13 protein-coding genes are annotated in these 19,330 nt (G+C 37.1%); 12 read left to right on the top strand and 1 reads right to left on the bottom strand.

All coding sequences use genetic code 11. From position 1 onward, the window contains the following. Nucleotides 1-44 precede the first annotated feature (44 nt). Nucleotides 45-1,547, bottom strand: a complete 1,503-nt coding sequence (locus tag QWY87_RS07680) for a c-type cytochrome (RefSeq protein ID WP_290289988.1) — start codon at nucleotides 1,545-1,547, stop codon at nucleotides 45-47. Nucleotides 1,548-1,774: 227 nt separating this feature from the next. Between QWY87_RS07680 and QWY87_RS07685 the strand changes: the two genes are divergently transcribed. The 12 genes from QWY87_RS07685 (at nucleotide 1,775) to QWY87_RS07740 (ending at nucleotide 19,330) form a co-directional block, all read left to right on the top strand. Next, the gene (locus tag QWY87_RS07685) at nucleotides 1,775-2,179 is read left to right on the top strand and encodes an SPOR domain-containing protein (protein ID WP_290289989.1); all 405 of its coding nucleotides are present in this window, start codon (nucleotides 1,775-1,777) and stop codon (nucleotides 2,177-2,179) included. A gap of 28 nt (nucleotides 2,180-2,207) precedes the next feature. Further along, complete coding sequence (gene ruvB, locus QWY87_RS07690; protein ID WP_290289990.1) at nucleotides 2,208-3,230, top strand: Holliday junction branch migration DNA helicase RuvB; 1,023 nt, start codon at nucleotides 2,208-2,210, stop codon at nucleotides 3,228-3,230. Between the two features lie 118 nt (nucleotides 3,231-3,348). Then, nucleotides 3,349-4,275, top strand: a complete 927-nt coding sequence (gene queG / locus QWY87_RS07695) for a tRNA epoxyqueuosine(34) reductase QueG (protein ID WP_290289991.1) — start codon at nucleotides 3,349-3,351, stop codon at nucleotides 4,273-4,275. A 63-nt stretch (nucleotides 4,276-4,338) separates the two neighbouring features. Next, complete coding sequence (locus QWY87_RS07700; protein ID WP_290289992.1) at nucleotides 4,339-6,609, top strand: NADP-dependent malic enzyme; 2,271 nt, start codon at nucleotides 4,339-4,341, stop codon at nucleotides 6,607-6,609. 157 nt (nucleotides 6,610-6,766) lie between these two features. Next, nucleotides 6,767-7,348, top strand: coding sequence for a Holliday junction branch migration protein RuvA (ruvA, locus tag QWY87_RS07705; RefSeq protein WP_290289994.1), 582 nt, complete (start codon nucleotides 6,767-6,769; stop codon nucleotides 7,346-7,348). A 51-nt stretch (nucleotides 7,349-7,399) separates the two neighbouring features. After that, entirely contained in the window at nucleotides 7,400-14,419 is a 7,020-nt protein-coding gene (gene sov / locus QWY87_RS07710; protein WP_290289995.1) for a T9SS outer membrane translocon Sov/SprA, read from the top strand. A 15-nt stretch (nucleotides 14,420-14,434) separates the two neighbouring features. Then, nucleotides 14,435-14,815: a glycine cleavage system protein GcvH gene (gcvH, locus tag QWY87_RS07715; RefSeq protein ID WP_290289997.1), complete on the top strand. Its 381-nt coding sequence runs from the start codon at nucleotides 14,435-14,437 to the stop codon at nucleotides 14,813-14,815. Beyond that, nucleotides 14,781-15,173, top strand: a complete 393-nt coding sequence (locus QWY87_RS07720) for a VanZ family protein (protein ID WP_290289998.1) — start codon at nucleotides 14,781-14,783, stop codon at nucleotides 15,171-15,173. The genes gcvH and QWY87_RS07720 overlap by 35 nt, the downstream gene beginning before the upstream one ends. A 64-nt stretch (nucleotides 15,174-15,237) precedes the next feature. Further along, entirely contained in the window at nucleotides 15,238-15,957 is a 720-nt protein-coding gene (locus QWY87_RS07725; protein WP_290289999.1) for an energy transducer TonB, read from the top strand. A 179-nt stretch (nucleotides 15,958-16,136) separates the two neighbouring features. Next, the gene (locus QWY87_RS07730) at nucleotides 16,137-16,865 is read left to right on the top strand and encodes an energy transducer TonB (RefSeq protein WP_290290001.1); all 729 of its coding nucleotides are present in this window, start codon (nucleotides 16,137-16,139) and stop codon (nucleotides 16,863-16,865) included. Between the two features lie 99 nt (nucleotides 16,866-16,964). Further along, entirely contained in the window at nucleotides 16,965-17,861 is an 897-nt protein-coding gene (gene deoC, locus QWY87_RS07735) for a deoxyribose-phosphate aldolase (RefSeq protein WP_290290003.1), read from the top strand. A gap of 2 nt (nucleotides 17,862-17,863) precedes the next feature. Then, on the top strand, nucleotides 17,864-19,330 hold the full coding sequence (locus QWY87_RS07740) for an aldehyde dehydrogenase family protein (protein ID WP_290290005.1): 1,467 nt from the start codon (nucleotides 17,864-17,866) through the stop codon (nucleotides 19,328-19,330).

Raw genomic sequence — 19,330 nt, forward strand, 5'->3', positions numbered from 1 at the left:
TTTTTTAAAACTGAACGGCGTTCAGTTCATCTATTTTCATTATTCTAGTAGTGACACTTACCACATTCTTTACCACCTAACTGAGCAATCGTTACGGATTCAACACCATACTTACTTGCCAATTCTTCATGGATCTTAGCGTAATAGTCATTTCCTTTTAAGTTAACGTCAGTTGATTTATGACAGTCCATACACCAACCCATTGTAAGTGGTGAAAACTGATATATCTCTTCCATTTCTTCTACAGGACCGTGACATTTTTGACAGGCAACGCCTCCAGCAGTAACGTGTTGTGCATGGTTAAAGTAAGCGAAGTCTGGCAACTTATGAACCTGAACCCATTTGATTGGTTTTTGCTCGTAACCTTCTATGTACTGAAGGTTCTCTGAATCCCAGCCAATGGCGTCATAAATTTTCTGAATTTCTTCATCATAAAATGCTTTATCCTTATCTGATGTAGTAGGACCCGTATATTCTGAGATACTCTTATGACAGTTCATACAAACATTCACAGAAGGAATTCCAGAAGTCTTACTGTGTTTCGCCGATGAATGACAATATTGACAGTCTATTTTATTATCTCCGGCATGAATTTTATGTGAAAAAGCTATCGGTTGAATTGGCTGATAATCTTGATCAACACCAATATCCATCAAACTATCAAAAAGAATATATCCTGTAAGAATCATAACAAATATTGTTGCTGCGATTTTGAGGAATCCATTATTACTGGCAACATAAATCCAAATTATGATTCCAAGTAGTACAAAGACTACAATGTAACTCATCCAAGCTGTAGAAGTTTTTGCAGTCGCAACGACTTCACCACCTGCAGTTGCAGCAACTTGTTTCATATCACCTACTGTTGTATAAGCAATAATCGCATCAATATCATCATCTGATAATTGAGGAAACGATGTCATTGGCATTCCATTATACTCTTCGAATACATCAATAGCGTCTTGATCTCCACTGGCTCTTAAGGCATTATTATCCTTGATCCATGCTCTTAACCATTCTGCACTTCTTTTGTCTGCAATTCCTCCAAGAGCTGGTCCAATCAATTTTTTGTCAAGCTTGTGACAGGAAGCACAATTGGTTTGAAATATTTTCTTTCCAATAGCCACTTTAGGATCTACTTCCTGGGCGGCTGCCACATCAGCAGCAGCTTCTTTTGGTTCTCCATCAGTATAGGCCAAAATATCATTAATATCTTGTTCTGACAACTGTGGATAAGGAGTCATTGGCATACCATTATATTCTTCGAATATATCGATGGCGTCTTGATCTCCACTTGCTCTTAAGGCATTGTTATCCTTGATCCAAGCCTGTAACCATTCGTTTTCTCTTCTATCATTGATACCTCCCAAAGGTGGACCAATAAGTTTCTTATCCATTTTATGACATGCCGCACAATTAGCATTGAATAATTTCTTCCCGTTTGCGGGATCACTTTCTTGTGCAGTAAGACTAAATGAGAGTAAAAAAAGGAAAGAAAGGCTAGCTAAGAATTTCTTAAATGAACTGCTGGGTATTACAATTTTCATTTGCATTGTTTACGTTATATTAAAATCACTTTTCAGGGTGAAAATATTCCAACACTTTTAAACCTATGATAAAAATCATATAAAGTAAAAAGATTGTGCAAAAATACATTTTCTTGCGTATAGACAAAGTATTAAAGATCTGTTAATATTAATTTATAATCATTCTAAATAACGAAAAAAACACCTATCTTAAAATATTCTTTTAGATTTGTAAAAAAAAACGATTTATGCGCTATTCATCAAACTTGAAATTCTTAATTACACTAGCTTTTATAGCATTCTGGCAGTTTAATCTGTCAGCGCAATCAAACGACGCTACTGTGCGCATTGAAAGCAGCGCTCATATTGATGAAATGCTTGCTCAGAAAAAAGATTATAATAAGACGCTAGAAAAATTTGAAGGATTTAAAATACAAATCTATTACGGTAGTGAAAAAGAGTGTTATAAAATAAAAGAAGAATTCACGTCTTTATACCCTGATATTGATACATCTATAATTTTCAGTACACCTCAATGGAAGCTTCAGATTGGCAACTATAAGACCCGCTTAGAAGCTGATCATGCTATGGTAAATATAAAAAAAGAGTATCCCGGGGCTATTGTATTAGCAACTGAAATTGAGATAGAATAAAACAACTTATTTAACTGATAACCCAAAAATGAACGAAAATTTAGATGCCTCCAGTCAAAATCTAAATCCCGAAGAATTTGATCTTGAAAAAAAACTCAGGCCTTTGTCGTTTGACGATTTTGCAGGTCAGGATCAGGTCCTGGAGAATTTAAAAATTTTCGTTGAAGCCGCCAACCAAAGAGAAGAGGCCTTAGACCACACTTTATTTCATGGCCCTCCAGGACTTGGTAAAACTACACTGGCCCATATCATTGCCAACGAGTTAAAAACCAATATAAAAGTTACTTCAGGCCCCGTTCTTGACAAGCCAGGTGACCTTGCCGGTTTACTTACAAATTTAGGAGAAAGAGATGTACTATTTATAGATGAAATTCATCGCTTAAGTCCGGTTATCGAAGAATACCTTTACTCTGCCATGGAGGACTACAAAATTGATATCATGATTGAGTCAGGTCCAAATGCAAGAAGCGTTCAGATCAATCTCGAACCCTTCACTTTAATAGGTGCTACAACCCGTTCGGGCTTATTAACAGCTCCAATGAGGGCTAGATTCGGAATCAGTAGCAGGCTGCAATATTACACCACAGAATTACTCACACATATCGTTCAAAGAAGCTCAAAAATTCTTAATGTTTCTAATGCCATGGAGTCAGCCATTGAAATTGCAGGAAGAAGTCGAGGAACTCCCAGAATTGCAAATGCCCTTCTTCGAAGAGTTAGAGACTTTGCTCAAATTAAAGGAGATGGGAACATTGACATCAAAATCGCAAGGTATGCCTTAAATGCATTGAATGTTGACAAGCACGGTCTTGATGAAATGGACAACAGAATTCTGACGACCATTATAGATAAGTTTAAAGGCGGTCCTGTAGGAATCAGTACCCTTGCTACGGCAGTTGGTGAAAATGCAGAAACGATTGAGGAAGTTTATGAACCTTTCCTAATACAAGAAGGATTTATAATGAGAACGCCACGTGGGAGAGAAGTCACTGACCTGGCTTATAAACACCTCGGCAGAATCAAGGGAATCACTCCAGGGGAATTGTTTTAAATTCGATAAAAATAACACATCATATTTAACCCATTTAAGACATGTAGTATGGTGAAGCATGTCTTAAAATGAAACGCCATCAATATTTTTAAGTCTTATTCAGTACTTTGGATTACTCTTGACAAACAAAGCATTACATACACAGTGGATCAAAGAAGAAGCCAAACGCCTTGGCTTCAGTGCATGCGGTGTTTCAAAAGCTGAATTCCTCAAGGATGAAGCGCCTCGCCTGGAACAATGGCTCAGCAAAAATTTTCATGGAGAAATGCATTATATGGCTAATCATTTTGACAAACGTCTTGACCCGAGTTTACTTGTACCAGGCGCCAAAAGTGTAATTTCCTTATTATATAATTATTTTCCGGAAGAGAAGCAGAATAAAAGCAGTTACCAAATTTCCAAATACGCATATGGAGAAGATTATCATCATGTAATCAAGGATAAGCTGAAAGAAATGGTCGCTTCTATGCAAGATCTAATCGGTGATTTTCACGCCAGAGTCTTTACTGATTCTGCACCAATCATGGAAAGGGCCTGGGCGCAAAAAAGCGGATTAGGGTGGCTCGGAAAGCACTCGCTGCTCATTACTAAGAGCAAAGGTTCTTATTTCTTTTTGGCCGAAATCATTTTAGATCTTGACCTGATACATGATGAAGCCTTTAAAACTGACCATTGCGGCTCATGCACTCGATGTATTGATGCCTGTCCTACTCAAGCCATTTTACCAAACAACACTATTGATGGCAGCAAATGTATTTCCTATTTTACGATAGAATTAAAGGATGAAATCCCCAAACAATTTAAGAATCATTTTGACGATTGGATGTTTGGATGTGACATTTGCCAGGATGTATGTCCTTGGAACAGGTTCTCAGAACCTAACCATGAAGCAAGGTTTAAACCAGATGATCGCTTGTTGAATTACGACAAAAACGATTGGCAAGAAATCACAAAGGATGTTTTTCAAGATATTTTTAGAAGATCCGCTGTGAAAAGAACTAAATTTGAGGGATTAAAAAGGAATATCAGCTTCCTAAAAAAATAAAATTCACTGCCCTTCTTCTGTGAAAAAATATAACTTTGTACACTTAGGCTTAAAACCAAAATAATGGGATCCAAAATAAAAAAAACTGATGCTTTAGATTATCACGAATTTCCAACGCCAGGAAAAATTCAAGTGATTCCCACAAAAAAACATTCTACTCAAAGAGATCTGTCATTAGCATATTCACCTGGTGTTGCAGAACCCTGTCTTGAAATTGAGAAAAACAGCCAAGATGTTTATAAATATACTGCCAAAGGGAATTTAGTAGCGGTGATTTCAAATGGAACTGCTGTATTAGGACTAGGTGATATTGGCCCTTTAGCTTCTAAACCAGTAATGGAAGGTAAGGCGCTTCTTTTTAAAATATTCGCTGATATTGACGTTTTTGACATCGAAGTTGATGCCAAGGACGTGGATAAATTTGTTGAAACTGTAAAGGCCATCGCTCCTACTTTTGGAGGCATAAACTTAGAGGATATTAAGGCACCTGAAGCCTTTGAAATAGAAAGAAGGCTTAAAGAAGAACTGGATATTCCGGTCATGCATGATGACCAACATGGAACTGCCATTATTTCAGCTGCAGCCTTAAAAAACGCTTTAGAAATAGCCGAAAAAAAACCATCAGAAGTGCGTATTGTGATTAACGGTGCCGGCGCTGCTGCTATATCATGCACCCGTTTATACAAGAAATTGGGTGTTTTGAAAGAGAACATCGTTATGTGCGATAGCAAAGGGGTTTTAAGAAATGATCGCGACGACTTAAACAAACAAAAAAAGGAATTTTCGACCGATAAAGATCTATATACTTTAGAGGATGCAATGACAAATGCCGACGTACTCATCGGTCTCTCAGTAGGAGATATTGTAACGCCTAAAATGCTCTTGTCCATGGCTGACAATCCTATCGTATTCGCGCTTGCGAATCCTAATCCTGAGATTGGATATAAACTGGCTGTTGATACCAGAAAAGACATTATCATGGCTACCGGAAGGTCAGATCATCCGAATCAAGTAAATAATGTACTTGGTTTTCCATTTATTTTTAGAGGGGCATTGGATGTCAGAGCAACAAAAATAAATGAAGAAATGAAAATGGCCGCTGTTCATGCCTTGGCCAATTTGGCTAAAGAAAGTGTGCCAGAGCAGGTTAATATCACCTATAATAAAAAGAGTATTAGTTTTGGAAAAGATTATATCATCCCGAAGCCTTTTGACCTTCGATTGATCAGTGAAATTCCTCCAGCGGTTGCCAAGGCAGCCATGGCGTCTGGGGTAGCACAACAGCCAATAAAAGATTGGGAGGCCTACAAGGAGTCTTTGATTGAAAGATTGGGAACTGGCAGTAAATTGATGCGACTGATTACGAATAGGGCTAAATCTGATCCTAAAAAAGTCATCTTCGCTGAAGCGGATCAACTAAATGTTTTGAAGGCAGCCCAAATCACATATGATGAAGGGATCGCTATTCCCGTATTGCTAGGTGACCAGATAGCCATAGAAAGTTTAATGAAAGAAATCCAGTTTGAAGGGGATATTACGATCATTGATCCAAAATCAAAATCTGAGGAAAAAAGACGAAATGCCTTCGCCGAAATCTATTGGAAAAAAGAGCAACGTAAAGGAATGACCTTATTGGAAGCACAAAAATGGATGCGTGAACGCAACTATTTTGCGGCTATGATGGTCAATGAAAATCACGCTGATGCTTTGGTTACAGGATATACACGTAGTTATCCAACGGTTGCCAAACCCATGATTGAACTTATTGGAAAAATAAAAGGCATCAGGAGAATTGCCGCAACAAATTTAATGCTTACTGAAAAAGGGCCTTTATTTCTTTCAGATACAGCGATGAATATTAATCCTAATGCTAAAGAATTAACCGAAATTGCCAGAATGACTGATAAGACCATGAAGATGTTTGGCCTTAAGCCTAATCTGGCCATGGTTTCGTTTTCAAATTTTGGTTCGTCAAAATCTGACTCTGCGAAAAAAATGTCAGAAGCAGTTAACTATTTGCACAAATTTTTTCCGAATGTAAATATTGACGGAGAGCTTCAAGCAGACTTTGCTTTAAATGAAAAAATGAGGAATGAAAAATTTCCTTTTTCTAAACTTCAAGGTAAAAAAGTAAACGGCTTGATCTATCCTAACCTGGAATCAGCGAATATCAGTTATAAATTATTAAAAGAAATTCATTCCTCTGATTCGATTGGACCAATCATTATGGGGCTTCAAAAACCTGTCCATCTAATTCAGTTAGGCGCCAGTGTTGATGAAATTGTCAACATTGTTTGTATTGCTGTGGTTGACGCCCAAAGCAGAAAAAAATAAACCCGTTTCTTTTATAAAAGAAGAAGTGATTTAAGTCCTGAAAAGCACACATATTAGTGTCATGTTTTAGACTTTATAATGTTATTAAATTAAGCATAACATTTTCATTTTAAGTGCATAAAATTATTACATTTGAATCCATCACGATTCAAAATTTATGATTACACATATTCAAGGGAAAATGGTCGAGAAAAACCCCGACCATGTAGTTGTTGAATGCAATGGTTTAGGCTACCATATCCATATTTCTTTACAAACCTTTTCAAACATTCCGGATCAGGAAAACCTGAAATTATTCACACATCTAGTGATTAGAGAAGATGCGCATATTCTTTTCGGTTTTTACAGTAAAACTGAACGAGAAATATTTAAAATGTTGATTTCGGTTTCTGGCGTGGGACCAAGCATAGCCATCACTATGCTTTCATCCATGGACACAGAAGAAATCCAAAGAGCTATAGGTAGTGAGGATGTCTCAAAAATTCAATCTGTTAAGGGAATTGGACTAAAAACGGCTCAGCGGGTGATCGTTGATTTGAAAGATAAAATCTTAAAAACTTATGAAATTTCAGAAGATTTATCAGTTTCGAACAATACTATTAAAATTGAAGCGTTATCAGCTTTAGAAGTCTTAGGATTTTCTAGAAAAAAAATTGAAAAAGTTATACAAGTTATTTTACAAAATTCTCCGGAAATAAGCCTGGAGGAACTGATTAAACAAGCGCTTAAAAACTTGTAACGATTGATCAAAATAAAACGATTTAAATATAATCTCCCTATTATATTAATTGTGCTTTTATTAAGTACGACTTTTGCCTCGGCTCAAATAAATCCAAACAATAATTCAGTAACTAGCGGTCAATCAACTACTTCAGTCAGAAACGACACAATTCAGCCACTTCCATATTCTTTTACTAACAACCAAAGCGGAAGCTTATTTCTTAACGACAACAAGGAACTTGAGGTAATCTATGACCCCAAAACCGGCAACTATATTTTGATGGAAAAAATAGGTGACTATTACATCAAATATCCCACCCAAATGACTCCTGAGGAATATAAAGACTACCGTCTTGAAAGAGATATGCTGGAATATTCTAAGGATAAAATAAATGCCATCAGCGGAAAATCAAAAGATGCTGCAGATGTTCAAAAAAATCTATTGCCCACTTATTATGTCAATTCCAACTTTTTTGAAAGTGTTTTTGGAGGAAATAATATCGATGTAAACGTTCAAGGTTCTATTTTAGTTAAAATGGGACTGATCTACCAAAGAGTTGAAAACCCGCAACTATCGGAAAACAACAGACAAAGCACCACTTTTGATTTTGACCAAGAAATCAATGCCAGTTTAAATGCGAGAATAGGAACCCGTCTAAGAGTTCTTGCCAACTTTGATACGCAGTCTACATTTAATTTTCAGAACATGGTAAAGTTGGAATACACGCCAACTGAAGATGATATCATTCGGAAAATCGAAGTAGGTAATGTATCCATGCCTATAAGAAACTCACTGGTTTCAGGAGCTCAAAATCTTTTTGGAGCCAAAATGGAACTGCAATTTGGTAAAACAACGGTCACAGGAATTTTTTCACAACAACGATCCCAAACCAGAAGCGTTTCTGCTCAAGGTGGCGCTGTACTGAATGAATTTGATTTTAAGGCCAGTAATTACGACAATAACCGTCACTTTTTTATCGCACATGGATTTCGGGATAAATACAATAATGCCTTAGCCAATTTCCCCTTAATCAATAGTTCTATTAACATTACAAGGATAGAAATTTGGGTTACGAACAGAAATGCGACTACAACAGGAACCAGAAACATAGTTGCCTTAGCTGATCTTGGAGAAAATGATCCAAATAATATTGGTCCGGCAAATGTAACACCAGTTCCTGGAGGGAAAGACCCTTCAAATGAAGCCAATGACTTGAATAATCTATTGACTTTAAACGGCCCCATTAGAGATATCTCTTCAGTTCGTCAGGCCTTAACACCCTACGACATGTCTCAGGGTCGAGATTATACCATATTGGAAAACGCCATTAAACTGGTTCAAGGGGTTGATTTTACCATGAATGCCCAGTTAGGGTTTATCACCTTAAACAGAAGACTCGTTGATAGTGATGTCTTAGCTGTTGCCTATGAATATTCGGACGGAACAGAAGTACACAGAGTAGGTGAATTTACAGATGCAGGTGTTATAGCTCCTGATAATTTAGTGCTAAAAATGTTAAGGAGTGAAATCATCAATCCAACCATACCGATGTTTGATCTTTTGATGAAAAACGTATATGAAATTCCAGGGGCCTTCCAGTTGCAAAGAGAGGGTTTTAGATTGGAATTGTTGTACTATGATGACAGTACAGGAGAACCAATAAATATCCTGCAAAACGCACAAACCCCGGGAATAAATGACAGAACCTTACTGAATTTACTTAAACTTGACCGACTCGATCAGAATAATAACAACAAACCTGAAGGGGACGGTTTCTTTGATTATGTAGAAGGGATTACCATTGATTCGCCCAACGGGTATTTCATATTCCCAACCGTAGAACCATTTGGTGAGGATTTAGACGATCAATTAAACCCAGAAGATGATGTCTATATTTTCCGTGAATTATATGATAGAACACAAACAGAGGCGCAAAATGATTTTCAACAAAAGGACAAATACTCTTTTAAAGGATATTTCAAATCTGACGGTAAGAGCGGTATTCCTTTAGGAGCTTTCAATGTTCCGAGAGGATCTGTTAAAGTGACCACAGGAGGTAGAGAACTAGTCGAAGGTGTTGATTATGTGGTAGATTATAATATTGGAAATGTACAGATTATCAATCCTACCCTGATTGCCTCAGATGCTCCGATTCAAGTAGATGTTGAAAACAATATTGGCTTCAACCAGCAAAGAAGAAGGTATATGGGGGTGGACGTTTTACACGTTTTCAGTGAAAAACTAGCTGTTGGAGGAAATATCATTAATTTAAATGAGAAACCGTTAACGCAAAAAGCCCAGTTTGGATCAGAGCCAGTTAATAATACCATCATAGGCGCATATGTAACGTATCGAACAGAAGTTCCAAAATTGACAAAATGGGTGAATGCCTTACCCAATATCAATACTGACGTGCCATCCTTTATTTCTGTAAGATCTGAATTAGCCTACTTATTACCTGGTACACCAAAAGGTATTGATTTAGAAGGGGCAGCAACATCATACATCGATGATTTTGAAGGAGCGCAGATACCCTTGGATATTAAATCTCCCAAGCAGTGGTTTACGGCAAGTACTCCTTTAGGGCAAAGTGGCGATCTTGATTTTACCAACGGTAATGTTGCACCTGGCTTACCTCCTGAACTCGAGACCGGAGCAAAAAGATCAAAATTCTCGTGGTACAATATTGATCAGATTTTTTACGGATCCAGTTTGCGTCCGCCGAACATCGACAGTGACGAATTATCCAGGGCCGAAGTAAGACAGGTTAACTATAGTGAATTATTTCCTCAGGTAGATCTGGATGTGACCCAATCAAGTATCATCAGAACTCTAGATTTGGCTTATTATCCTGCTGAACGGGGAACTAACAACTATGATGATAGTTTTGGTGCTGATGGCAAGTATATCGACCCTGAAGACAGGTGGGCTGGAATCACCAGGGCGCTTACTACAACGAATTTTCAACAGGCAAATATAGAATATGTTCAATTTTGGTTGATGGACCCCTATGAGAATTACTCTATAGAACCCGATGAAGGCGGACCTTCTACTCCTCCGACTCTTCAGGACATGCAAGGTGAATTATATTTTAATTTTGGTAATATTTCTGAAGATATTTTAAGAGATGACCGTAAGATGTTTGAAAACGGACTTCCAATTGATGGGGATCAGATTCCGGGGTCTAATATTGAATCAACACCTTGGTCTTCTATTCCAACAGATCAGTCTCTTTTATATGCCTTTCCTGAAAGTGATGAAGCCAGGTTAAATCAGGATCTCGGTCTGGATGGTATTAATGATGCGGATGAGACCACAAAATACGGAGCTGTTTTTGGAGACGATCCCTCAGCGGATAACTTTCATTATTTTAGGGGTTCCGATTTCGATGCAGAAGACGCATCGATTCTTACGCGTTACAAGGAATTTAGTTTAACGGAAGGGAACTCTCCCACTATTAATAATTCTACTGAAAGCTATCCAACCTCATCAACTACTTTCCCGGATGTAGAAGATATCAATAAAGATCAGACGATGAGTGCGATCGAAAGCTATTATCAATATAGGGTTTCCTTAAACAAAACTGATTTGATTGTGGGCAAGAACAATATTGTAGATAAGAGAGTAACTACAGTTCAATTGGCCAATAATACTACCCAAACAACTACTTGGTATCAATTTAGAATTCCGATTACAACACCTGAAGATCCAAATAATATCATTAACGATATGGCTGGCTTTACTTCGATCAGATTCATGAGAATGTTCCTTACCAAATTTAAGATTCCGGTTGTTTTGCGTTTTGGTGAATTACAGTTGGTAAGAGGAGATTGGAGAAGGTATACTAAAACCCTTGACGAAGCTACGCAGCCACCTCAGGAAATTACACCCGATGAAAATCAAAAATTTGAAACTGGAGTTGTCAATATTGAGGAGAATGAAGACAGACAGCCTATACCTTACAGGTTACCACCTGGAATTGAAAGAGAGAGACTTCAGGGAACCACTACTATTCAGCAGCAAAATGAACAATCAGTATTGATAAAGGTTGATGACCTGCAGCCTGGTGATACACGTGCAATCTTTAAAAACACAACATTTGATATCAGGATGTATAAGCAGTTAAAAATGTTTATTCACGCTGAAAGCAAGATTGGACAACTGGAAGTTAAAGATGATGAGTTATTAGGTATTATTCGACTGGGGAGTGATACGGACGACAACTATTATCAAATTGAAATCCCCTTAAAAATTTCTGCATTTAGCGCTACGACTCAAGAAGAAGTATGGCCAGAGGAAAACAATATAGACGCAGCTATAAAAGATTTTGGAAATTTAAAATTAGAACGATCCGATATTGGAGCTCCAATTAATGAACTATATCCTCAGCCTCAAATTGGAGAGGAACCTCTTTATCGTATCAGGGTTAAAGGGAATCCAAATCTATCCAATATTAGAACCATCATGTTGGGTGTAAAGAATGCAACACTGGCGCCAAAAAGTATGGAATTGTGGTTCAATGAATTGCGTGTATCTGATTTTGACAATAAATCTAGTTGGGCGGCAATCGTTAATGCGGATGCCAATTTTGCGGATTTTGCAGATATTTCTCTAACGGGAAGTATGCACACCATTGGTTTTGGTAGCCTTGATCAGATGGTAAATGAAAGGAGTCAGGATGAAATGAAGCAATATGGTTTGGTTACCAATATTAATATTGGTCAACTTTTACCGAGAAGAGCAAGCATGAGTATTCCTATCAATTTTAGTTTTGGTGAAGAATATAGAGATCCTAAATACGACCCACGTTACCAAGATGTTCTATTCCAAAACGGAAGTACCAATAGTGAACTGGCCAGAGATTATACGCAAAGAAAAAGTCTTAATTTTATAAATGTTAGAAAAAACAGGACCTCGCAAAGTGCTAAGCCTCGATTTTACGACGTAGAGAATTTATCGCTCTCCTTTCTATATAATGAAACCTATCACCGGGATTATAATATCCAGAAATTCCTGGATCAAAAAGTTAGGGCATCAGCCAATTACACGCATAGTTTCCAGCCTAAAATTATTGAACCATTCAAGTCATGGGGGCTTGTAAGTGATAAAGCTTATCTGCAGTTTATCAAAGATTTTAATATCAATCTACTTCCTACGTCCTTTGCTATCAATTCAAATATTATCAGAACCTATAACGAACAGTTGTCAAGATCACTTGTTGAAGGTTTACCCGACCTTCCCTTATTGCAACAAAGGAATTTTATGTTTGACTGGGACTATCTTGTGGCTTACAATCTGACCAAGTCACTTCAATTCTCACTAAGAGCTTTGAACAATTATGTTTATGATCAATTTGAAGAAGATGAAGACATTCAGATCTATGATAATTTCTTTAGGATTGGCAGACCAGATCACTATCATCAAACCTTCAATGTAACCTATAAAATACCATTTGATAAGTTCCCTGCACTTAGTTTTATTAACGGTACTTATAATTATACTGCTGATTATGACTGGCAGGCTCCAGCCTTTACTACCATCGATAATGTGGGTAATACAATTCAAAACGCCAACACACATAATTTTACGGCAGACATGAATATGGACAGACTATACGATTATATTGGGCTGTCTAAATTATTCACGAAAAGAAAAACTGTCGATGTCAAACAGGACGCAGAAACAGGGCAACAACTCAAAGCCAAAAAAAGCCTGTCAACAGGCCAAAAAGTAGGTAGGGTTGCTGTTGATATTTTGACTTCGGTAAAAAATATCAGGCTCTCATATACTGAAAACAACGGTACATTTTTACCTGGCTATATACCAGAATTCGGATTCTTAGGTCAAAGTAGTTCTTCAGGCTCCATGGCACCGTCCCTGGGTTTTGCTTTTGGTAGTCAGGTGGATATTTTGGATAAGGCACTCACTAATGGATGGCTTATTTCGAGAGATCCTAATGAAAATTTTTATGCAAAGAACTACAGCAGATCTCATTTCGATAAGTTCGATTATTCTGCCAGTATTAAATTCACCAGAGATCTGGATATTGAAGTTTTCGGTAACAGAACCTACACTGAAAGTTTTAATCAACAGCTGGATGTTGTAAATGGATTGCTTAATCCTACGCCTCAAAATGGTGTTGGGAATTTTAGTATTTCGCAAATAATGCTAGGAAGTTCTTTCGCTGACCCCGGAACATTGTTCCAAGAATTTAAAGATAATCGTTCGATCATCTCTCAGCGACTAGCCGATGATACTGGCGGAGATATTGATGGTTTTGGTGACACAAATCAAGATGTCGTACTTCCTGCCTTTATTGCAGCCTATACGGGCAAGGATGCGAATTCTGTTTCATTAACCGCCTTTAAAAAGACGCCGGTTCCCAATTGGAGAATATCCTATAAAGGGCTTATGGCAATTCCTTGGGTAAAAACCAACTTTAGGAGCTTCACGCTTGAACACAGTTATCGATCTGTCTATTCAGTACTGTCTTTTACGAATAACCTTAAATATGATGCTGACAATCCATATGAAGATGGAAACAGAGATATCGCGGGTAATTTCAATCCAGAAAAGTTGTATAATGGGGTCAATATGATTGAAGAATTCTCACCTTTGATCAGAGTTGATTTCAAGTTAAAAAATTCACTCTCAGTCAGGGCTGCGTTTAATAAAGATAAAGCACTGAATTTAAATTTCAATAATAATACGGTAACTGAAGTAGCAGGTGAGGAGATCGTTTTAGGTATGGGATACAGAATAAAAAATGTAAAAATGAAATTCAAGTCAGGAAGTGGCGGAGGTTCCACTACCTTTCAAGGAGACATTAATTTAAAGCTAGACATGGGAATTCGTGAAAATCTAACCATAGTTAGAGCCTATGGACTTGAAGACGATATAGACAATGATCAAATCACTGGAGGGCAAAATTTGATTTCTTTTAAATTTCTTGCAGATTATTCTCTTAATAAAAATTTACTCACCTCCTTTTTCCTTGACTATAATAATTCTAAATTTGCAATATCTACTACATATCCTCGTACTTCGATTAATGGGGGGATTAGTGTGAGATATATTATTGGAAATTAACTTAAAGATTTTAAAATGAACATACCAGAAGATTTGAAATTCACAAAAGACCACGAATGGGTAAAAATTGAAGGTGATATTGCTACAGTAGGTATCACCGATTTTGCTCAGGGTGAACTAGGCGATATCGTTTATGTAGATGTTGAGACTGTTGATGAAAGCATCGATCAAAATGAAGTGTTTGGAAGCGTAGAGGCTGTAAAAACAGTTTCAGATTTATTCATGCCTTTGAGCGGTGAGATTGTTGAATTTAACGAATTGCTAGAAGATGCTCCTGAAAAAGTGAACACTGATGCTTATGGTGATGGATGGATGATAAAAATTAAAATGAGTAATGACTCAGAAATCGCTGGTTTATTAGATGCTGCAGGATATAAAGAAATTATTGGAGCGTAATTCGCTATTTATTGCCATAGCTGCCACCCTCTTTCTTGCTGTTTTGAGTCTTAGTGCAGTACCCAAACTAAATTTAGGTCTTAGAATTAAATCTGGAGATAAATACTTGCATTTCATAGCATACTTTGGTTTGACCCTGTTATGGTATTTCGCCTTGAAGGATAGGATTGACAAAAAGATGTTTAAATTTTTTGTACCTTTAGCCATAATCCTTTATGGCATAATTCTTGAAGGATTACAAAGTGGCTTAACTACCTATAGAACAGGTGATGTTTATGATGCCATCGCGAACACCTCAGGAGTTATTGTAGCCCTGTTGGTTTTCAACCGATTATTAAAGTGGTACAGGACAATTTAAAAATTACTTGTTTTTGTGCAGATTATTTCATTAAATTAGCGCAGTATAAAAATATTAAGAGAACATGGAAGTAAAAAAGAACCCGAAAGCGAATCTTGAAAAGCATAACAAACAATTCATGCTATTAGGTTTAGCCCTTGCTTTGATTCTTATATATATAGGAATCGAATGGAAAACCTTTGAAAGAAGTGTTGCTGATTTAGGAATGGCTGATATTAATGCTGAAGAAGAAATTGATATACCAATTACAGAAAGAATTCAAGAGGTGAAACCACCGCCACCGCCTCCACCAGCTCCAGAAAAGATCGAAATCGTTGAGGATGAGTCAGATATAGAAGAAACTGTATTAGAATCTACTGAGACCGATGAATCTGAAGCGGTAGAAGTTGAGGAAATTGAAGAAATTGTTGAAGATGAAGAAGTCATTGACGATGTTCCTTTTGCTATTATTGAGAATGTGCCTGTTTACCCAGGTTGTAAGGGTAGTAATGATGAAAAGAAAAAGTGTATGGTTGATAAAATTTCCAAACACGTAAACAGAAAATATAACACTGGCCTGGCTGGGGATCTGGGATTGAGTCCAGGAAAGAAAAGAGTATATGTTCAATTTAAGATTGACAAACAAGGAAAAATAACAGATGTTCGCGCAAGAGGACCTCATGCACGTCTTGAAAAAGAAGCGGTAAGAGTTGTTAAATTGTTACCGGAAATGACACCTGGAAAACAAAGAGGAAGACCAGTAGGGGTAAAATACACCCTACCTATTACACTAGTAGTGGAATAATAACTTTCTATAAATAAAAAAAAGACCATCCGTCAACAGACAGATGGTCTTTTTTTTTGCTTTTTTCTATCTCAGCAGAATAATAGCTCATTCTACTGAATTAAGGAAAACATGATAAAAATCATTCTTTTTCTTGAACTAATATCCTAAATTAGAAGGTATTATCAATTCATCATATCATGTTAGCAAAAAAAAGCAGTAAGGCAAGGTTGTCTCCCTATCGAAAGCTTTTCTTTCAATTGGGTCTGGTTTTGACTTTGCTACTTGTTTATATTGGATTGGAATGGAAAACTGTAGAAAGATATATTGGTGAACTTGAACAAGTTTCAACGGAAACAGAGGAGTTTATCGACATCCCAATTACCCAAAGAATTTTAGAGATAAAACCTCCTCCCCCACCTCCTGCTCCTGAAAAAATAGAAATTGTGACCAATGATGAAGATATCATAGAAACTGTTTTGGAATCAACTGAAACGGATGAAAGCGAATTTGTTGAAGTGACCGAATATGAGGATATCGATGAGATTATTGAAGAAGAAGAAATCCTCAAGGATATACCCTTTGCCATTATTGAAGAAGCTCCTGTTTATCCAGGGTGCAAAGGCACAAAAGAAGAATTAAAAAAATGCCTTCAAGACAAAATTAACAAACATGTTCAAAAAAATTTCAAGACTCAAATTGCGCAAGAACTTGGTCTGACTGAAGGTAAGAAAAAAGTTTATGTACAGTTCAAAATCGATAAAACAGGGGAAATCGTAGATATTAGAGCCAGAGGCCCTCATGCCCGTCTAGAAAAAGAGGCGATTAGAGTTGTCAAGTTATTACCTCAAATGACACCCGGGAAACAACGAACTAAACCAGTTCGTGTATCCTATACCCTACCTGTAACACTCGTTGTTATCCAATAATATACTATTCTAACCGTGTAAGGTTTCATCCCATTCTTTATAAAACTGCTTCGCACTTATCATTATTAATTTGTAAATTTGAATTTATAATTCACATGAATGATTCCAAATATAAATAATTTACCATCCTATGACACTGTTGGAGTTTTGGAACGTGTTGATAGGTTTTGCAAAAGAAGCATCAAAAACACTTCTAAGTTAGAGGGGCTTAAATTAGCGCTTAGCATGATAGACCTTACTACACTTGAAGGGAAAGACACCCCGGGCAAGGTTCAGCAGCTATGCTATAAGGCACTGCATCTTCACGATCAATTAGATAATATACCAACAGTTGCGGCTATTTGCGTTTACCCAACCTATGTTAAAATAGCAAAGAAAGCATTAGAAAATTCAACTATTCAAGTAGCTTCTGTTGCCACAGCTTTTCCAAGCGGACAATCAAGCAGGAATACAAAAATTATGGATACTGAATTCGCTGTCGATCAAGGAGCCGATGAAATTGACATGGTCATTTCAAGAGGTGCGTTTTTGGCTGGCGAATACAATTTTGTATTTGATGAAATTGCAGCTGTAAAAGAAGCTTGTGGGTCAGCACATTTAAAAGTCATTCTCGAAACAGGTGAATTAGACACATTGGATAATGTGAGAAAAGCAAGTGAAATTGCGATGTATGCAGGAGCTGACTTCATCAAAACTTCGACCGGAAAAATACAACCAGCAGCCACAATGCCAGTTACCTATGTGATGCTTGATGCCATCAAGAAATATTACATGGATACCGGTAAAATTATCGGCATGAAACCAGCTGGTGGCATCTCAACTTCGAAGATAGCCTTGCAATATTTAGTCATGCTCAATGAGGTACTAGGTGAAAAATGGATGAACAGCACCTATTTTAGGTTTGGGGCCAGTAGTTTAGCAAATGACATTTTAATGCAGTTAGTAAAATCGGAAACAGGTTATTACCAATCCGCTAATTATTTTTCAAAGGATTAACCATGACAAAAAAAACAGATAGCTCTGCATTCAAAGCTTCTTGGACTTATGATGCAGCGCCAGAAAGTACCGACCATATTCAAATTAAAAAACAATACGATCTCTTTATCAATGGTGAGTTTTCTTCTCCGGTTGAAGGTCAATATTTTGAAACGATTAACCCTTCAAACCATGAGCTAATTTCTAAAGTGGCTGACGCCTCCTCAAAAGATGTGGATAAGGCCGTAGTTGCTGCAGGAAAAGCTTTTAAAAAATGGTCTGCATTATCGGGAAAAGAAAGAGGGAAGTATATTTTCAGAATTGCCAGATTAATCCAAGAAAGAGCCAGAGAATTTTCCGTTATTGAAAGCCTGGATGGAGGGAAACCCATTCGTGAATCAAGGGATATCGATATTCCTTTAGCCGCCAATCATTTTTTCTATTATGCGGGTTGGGCGGATAAGCTTGATTACGCCTTCCCCAATCGTAAGACCAAGCCTTTAGGAGTAGTTGGTCAGATCATTCCTTGGAATTTCCCTTTATTAATGGCTGCATGGAAAATTGCCCCAGCCCTTGCTACAGGAAATACCGTCGTTTTGAAACCAGCTGAAACAACTCCCTTGACAGCGTTGAAGTTAGCCGAAATCATTAAAGACAGTGGCTTGCCAAAAGGAGTGGTAAATATTGTAACGGGTGCAGGGAAAACAGGAGCCGCGATAGTTGAACATCCAGACATTCAGAAAATAGCTTTTACTGGATCTACAGGAGTAGGAAAATATATTCAAAAAGCAATAGCAGGAACAGATAAAAAACTCACCCTTGAATTAGGAGGTAAGGGAGCTAATATCATATTTGAAGATGCAGCTATTGATCAGGCAGTAGAAGGCATTATCAATGCCATCTTCTTCAATCAAGGACATGTATGTTGTGCAGGATCGAGATTATTTGTTCAAGAGTCTGTAGCAAAATTGGTTATTGATAAGTTAAAAGAAAGAATGAATTCTTTAATGATTGGAGATCCACTAGATAAGAACACTGATATAGGGGCTGTTAATTCCGAAAAACAATTAAAGACAATTAAAAACTATATTGAAATCGGATTAAACGAAGGAGGTGAAATTTACCAACCTGAATGTCAGGTTCCTGATAAAGGAAATTGGTGTAAACCTACTCTTTTCATCAATGTTTCCCAATCACATCGTATAGTACAAGAAGAAATATTTGGCCCCGTTTTAGCCATACAAACCTTCAGAACAGTTGACGAAGTAATTGAAAAGGCTAATAATACACCTTATGGTTTATCGGCTGGTGTATGGACTGAAAAAGGATCAAAGATTTTTTATCTCACTCAAAAATTAAAGGCCGGCGTCATTTGGGCTAACACTTTTAATAAATTTGATGCGACATCACCATTTGGTGGTTATAAAGAAAGTGGATTTGGAAGAGAAGGAGGTCTCCATGGCCTTAAACCTTATGTAAAATTTGAATAA

Source organism: Lutimonas halocynthiae (assembly GCF_030409835.1).
GTDB classification, from domain to species: Bacteria; Bacteroidota; Bacteroidia; order Flavobacteriales; family Flavobacteriaceae; genus Lutimonas; species Lutimonas halocynthiae.

What these genes read in the sequence shown, in the direction of transcription:
- QWY87_RS07680 (WP_290289988.1), bottom strand. Translation starts at nt 1,547, where the DNA reads ATGAAAATTGTAATACCCAGCAGTTCATTTAAGAAATTCTTAGCTAGC.
- QWY87_RS07685 (WP_290289989.1), top strand. Translation starts at nt 1,775, where the DNA reads ATGCGCTATTCATCAAACTTGAAATTCTTAATTACACTAGCTTTTATA.
- ruvB (WP_290289990.1), top strand. Translation starts at nt 2,208, where the DNA reads ATGAACGAAAATTTAGATGCCTCCAGTCAAAATCTAAATCCCGAAGAA.
- QWY87_RS07700 (WP_290289992.1), top strand. Translation starts at nt 4,339, where the DNA reads ATGGGATCCAAAATAAAAAAAACTGATGCTTTAGATTATCACGAATTT.
- ruvA (WP_290289994.1), top strand. Translation starts at nt 6,767, where the DNA reads ATGATTACACATATTCAAGGGAAAATGGTCGAGAAAAACCCCGACCAT.
- gcvH (WP_290289997.1), top strand. Translation starts at nt 14,435, where the DNA reads ATGAACATACCAGAAGATTTGAAATTCACAAAAGACCACGAATGGGTA.
- QWY87_RS07720 (WP_290289998.1), top strand. Translation starts at nt 14,781, where the DNA reads ATGCTGCAGGATATAAAGAAATTATTGGAGCGTAATTCGCTATTTATT.
- QWY87_RS07725 (WP_290289999.1), top strand. Translation starts at nt 15,238, where the DNA reads ATGGAAGTAAAAAAGAACCCGAAAGCGAATCTTGAAAAGCATAACAAA.
- QWY87_RS07730 (WP_290290001.1), top strand. Translation starts at nt 16,137, where the DNA reads ATGTTAGCAAAAAAAAGCAGTAAGGCAAGGTTGTCTCCCTATCGAAAG.
- deoC (WP_290290003.1), top strand. Translation starts at nt 16,965, where the DNA reads ATGATTCCAAATATAAATAATTTACCATCCTATGACACTGTTGGAGTT.
- QWY87_RS07740 (WP_290290005.1), top strand. Translation starts at nt 17,864, where the DNA reads ATGACAAAAAAAACAGATAGCTCTGCATTCAAAGCTTCTTGGACTTAT.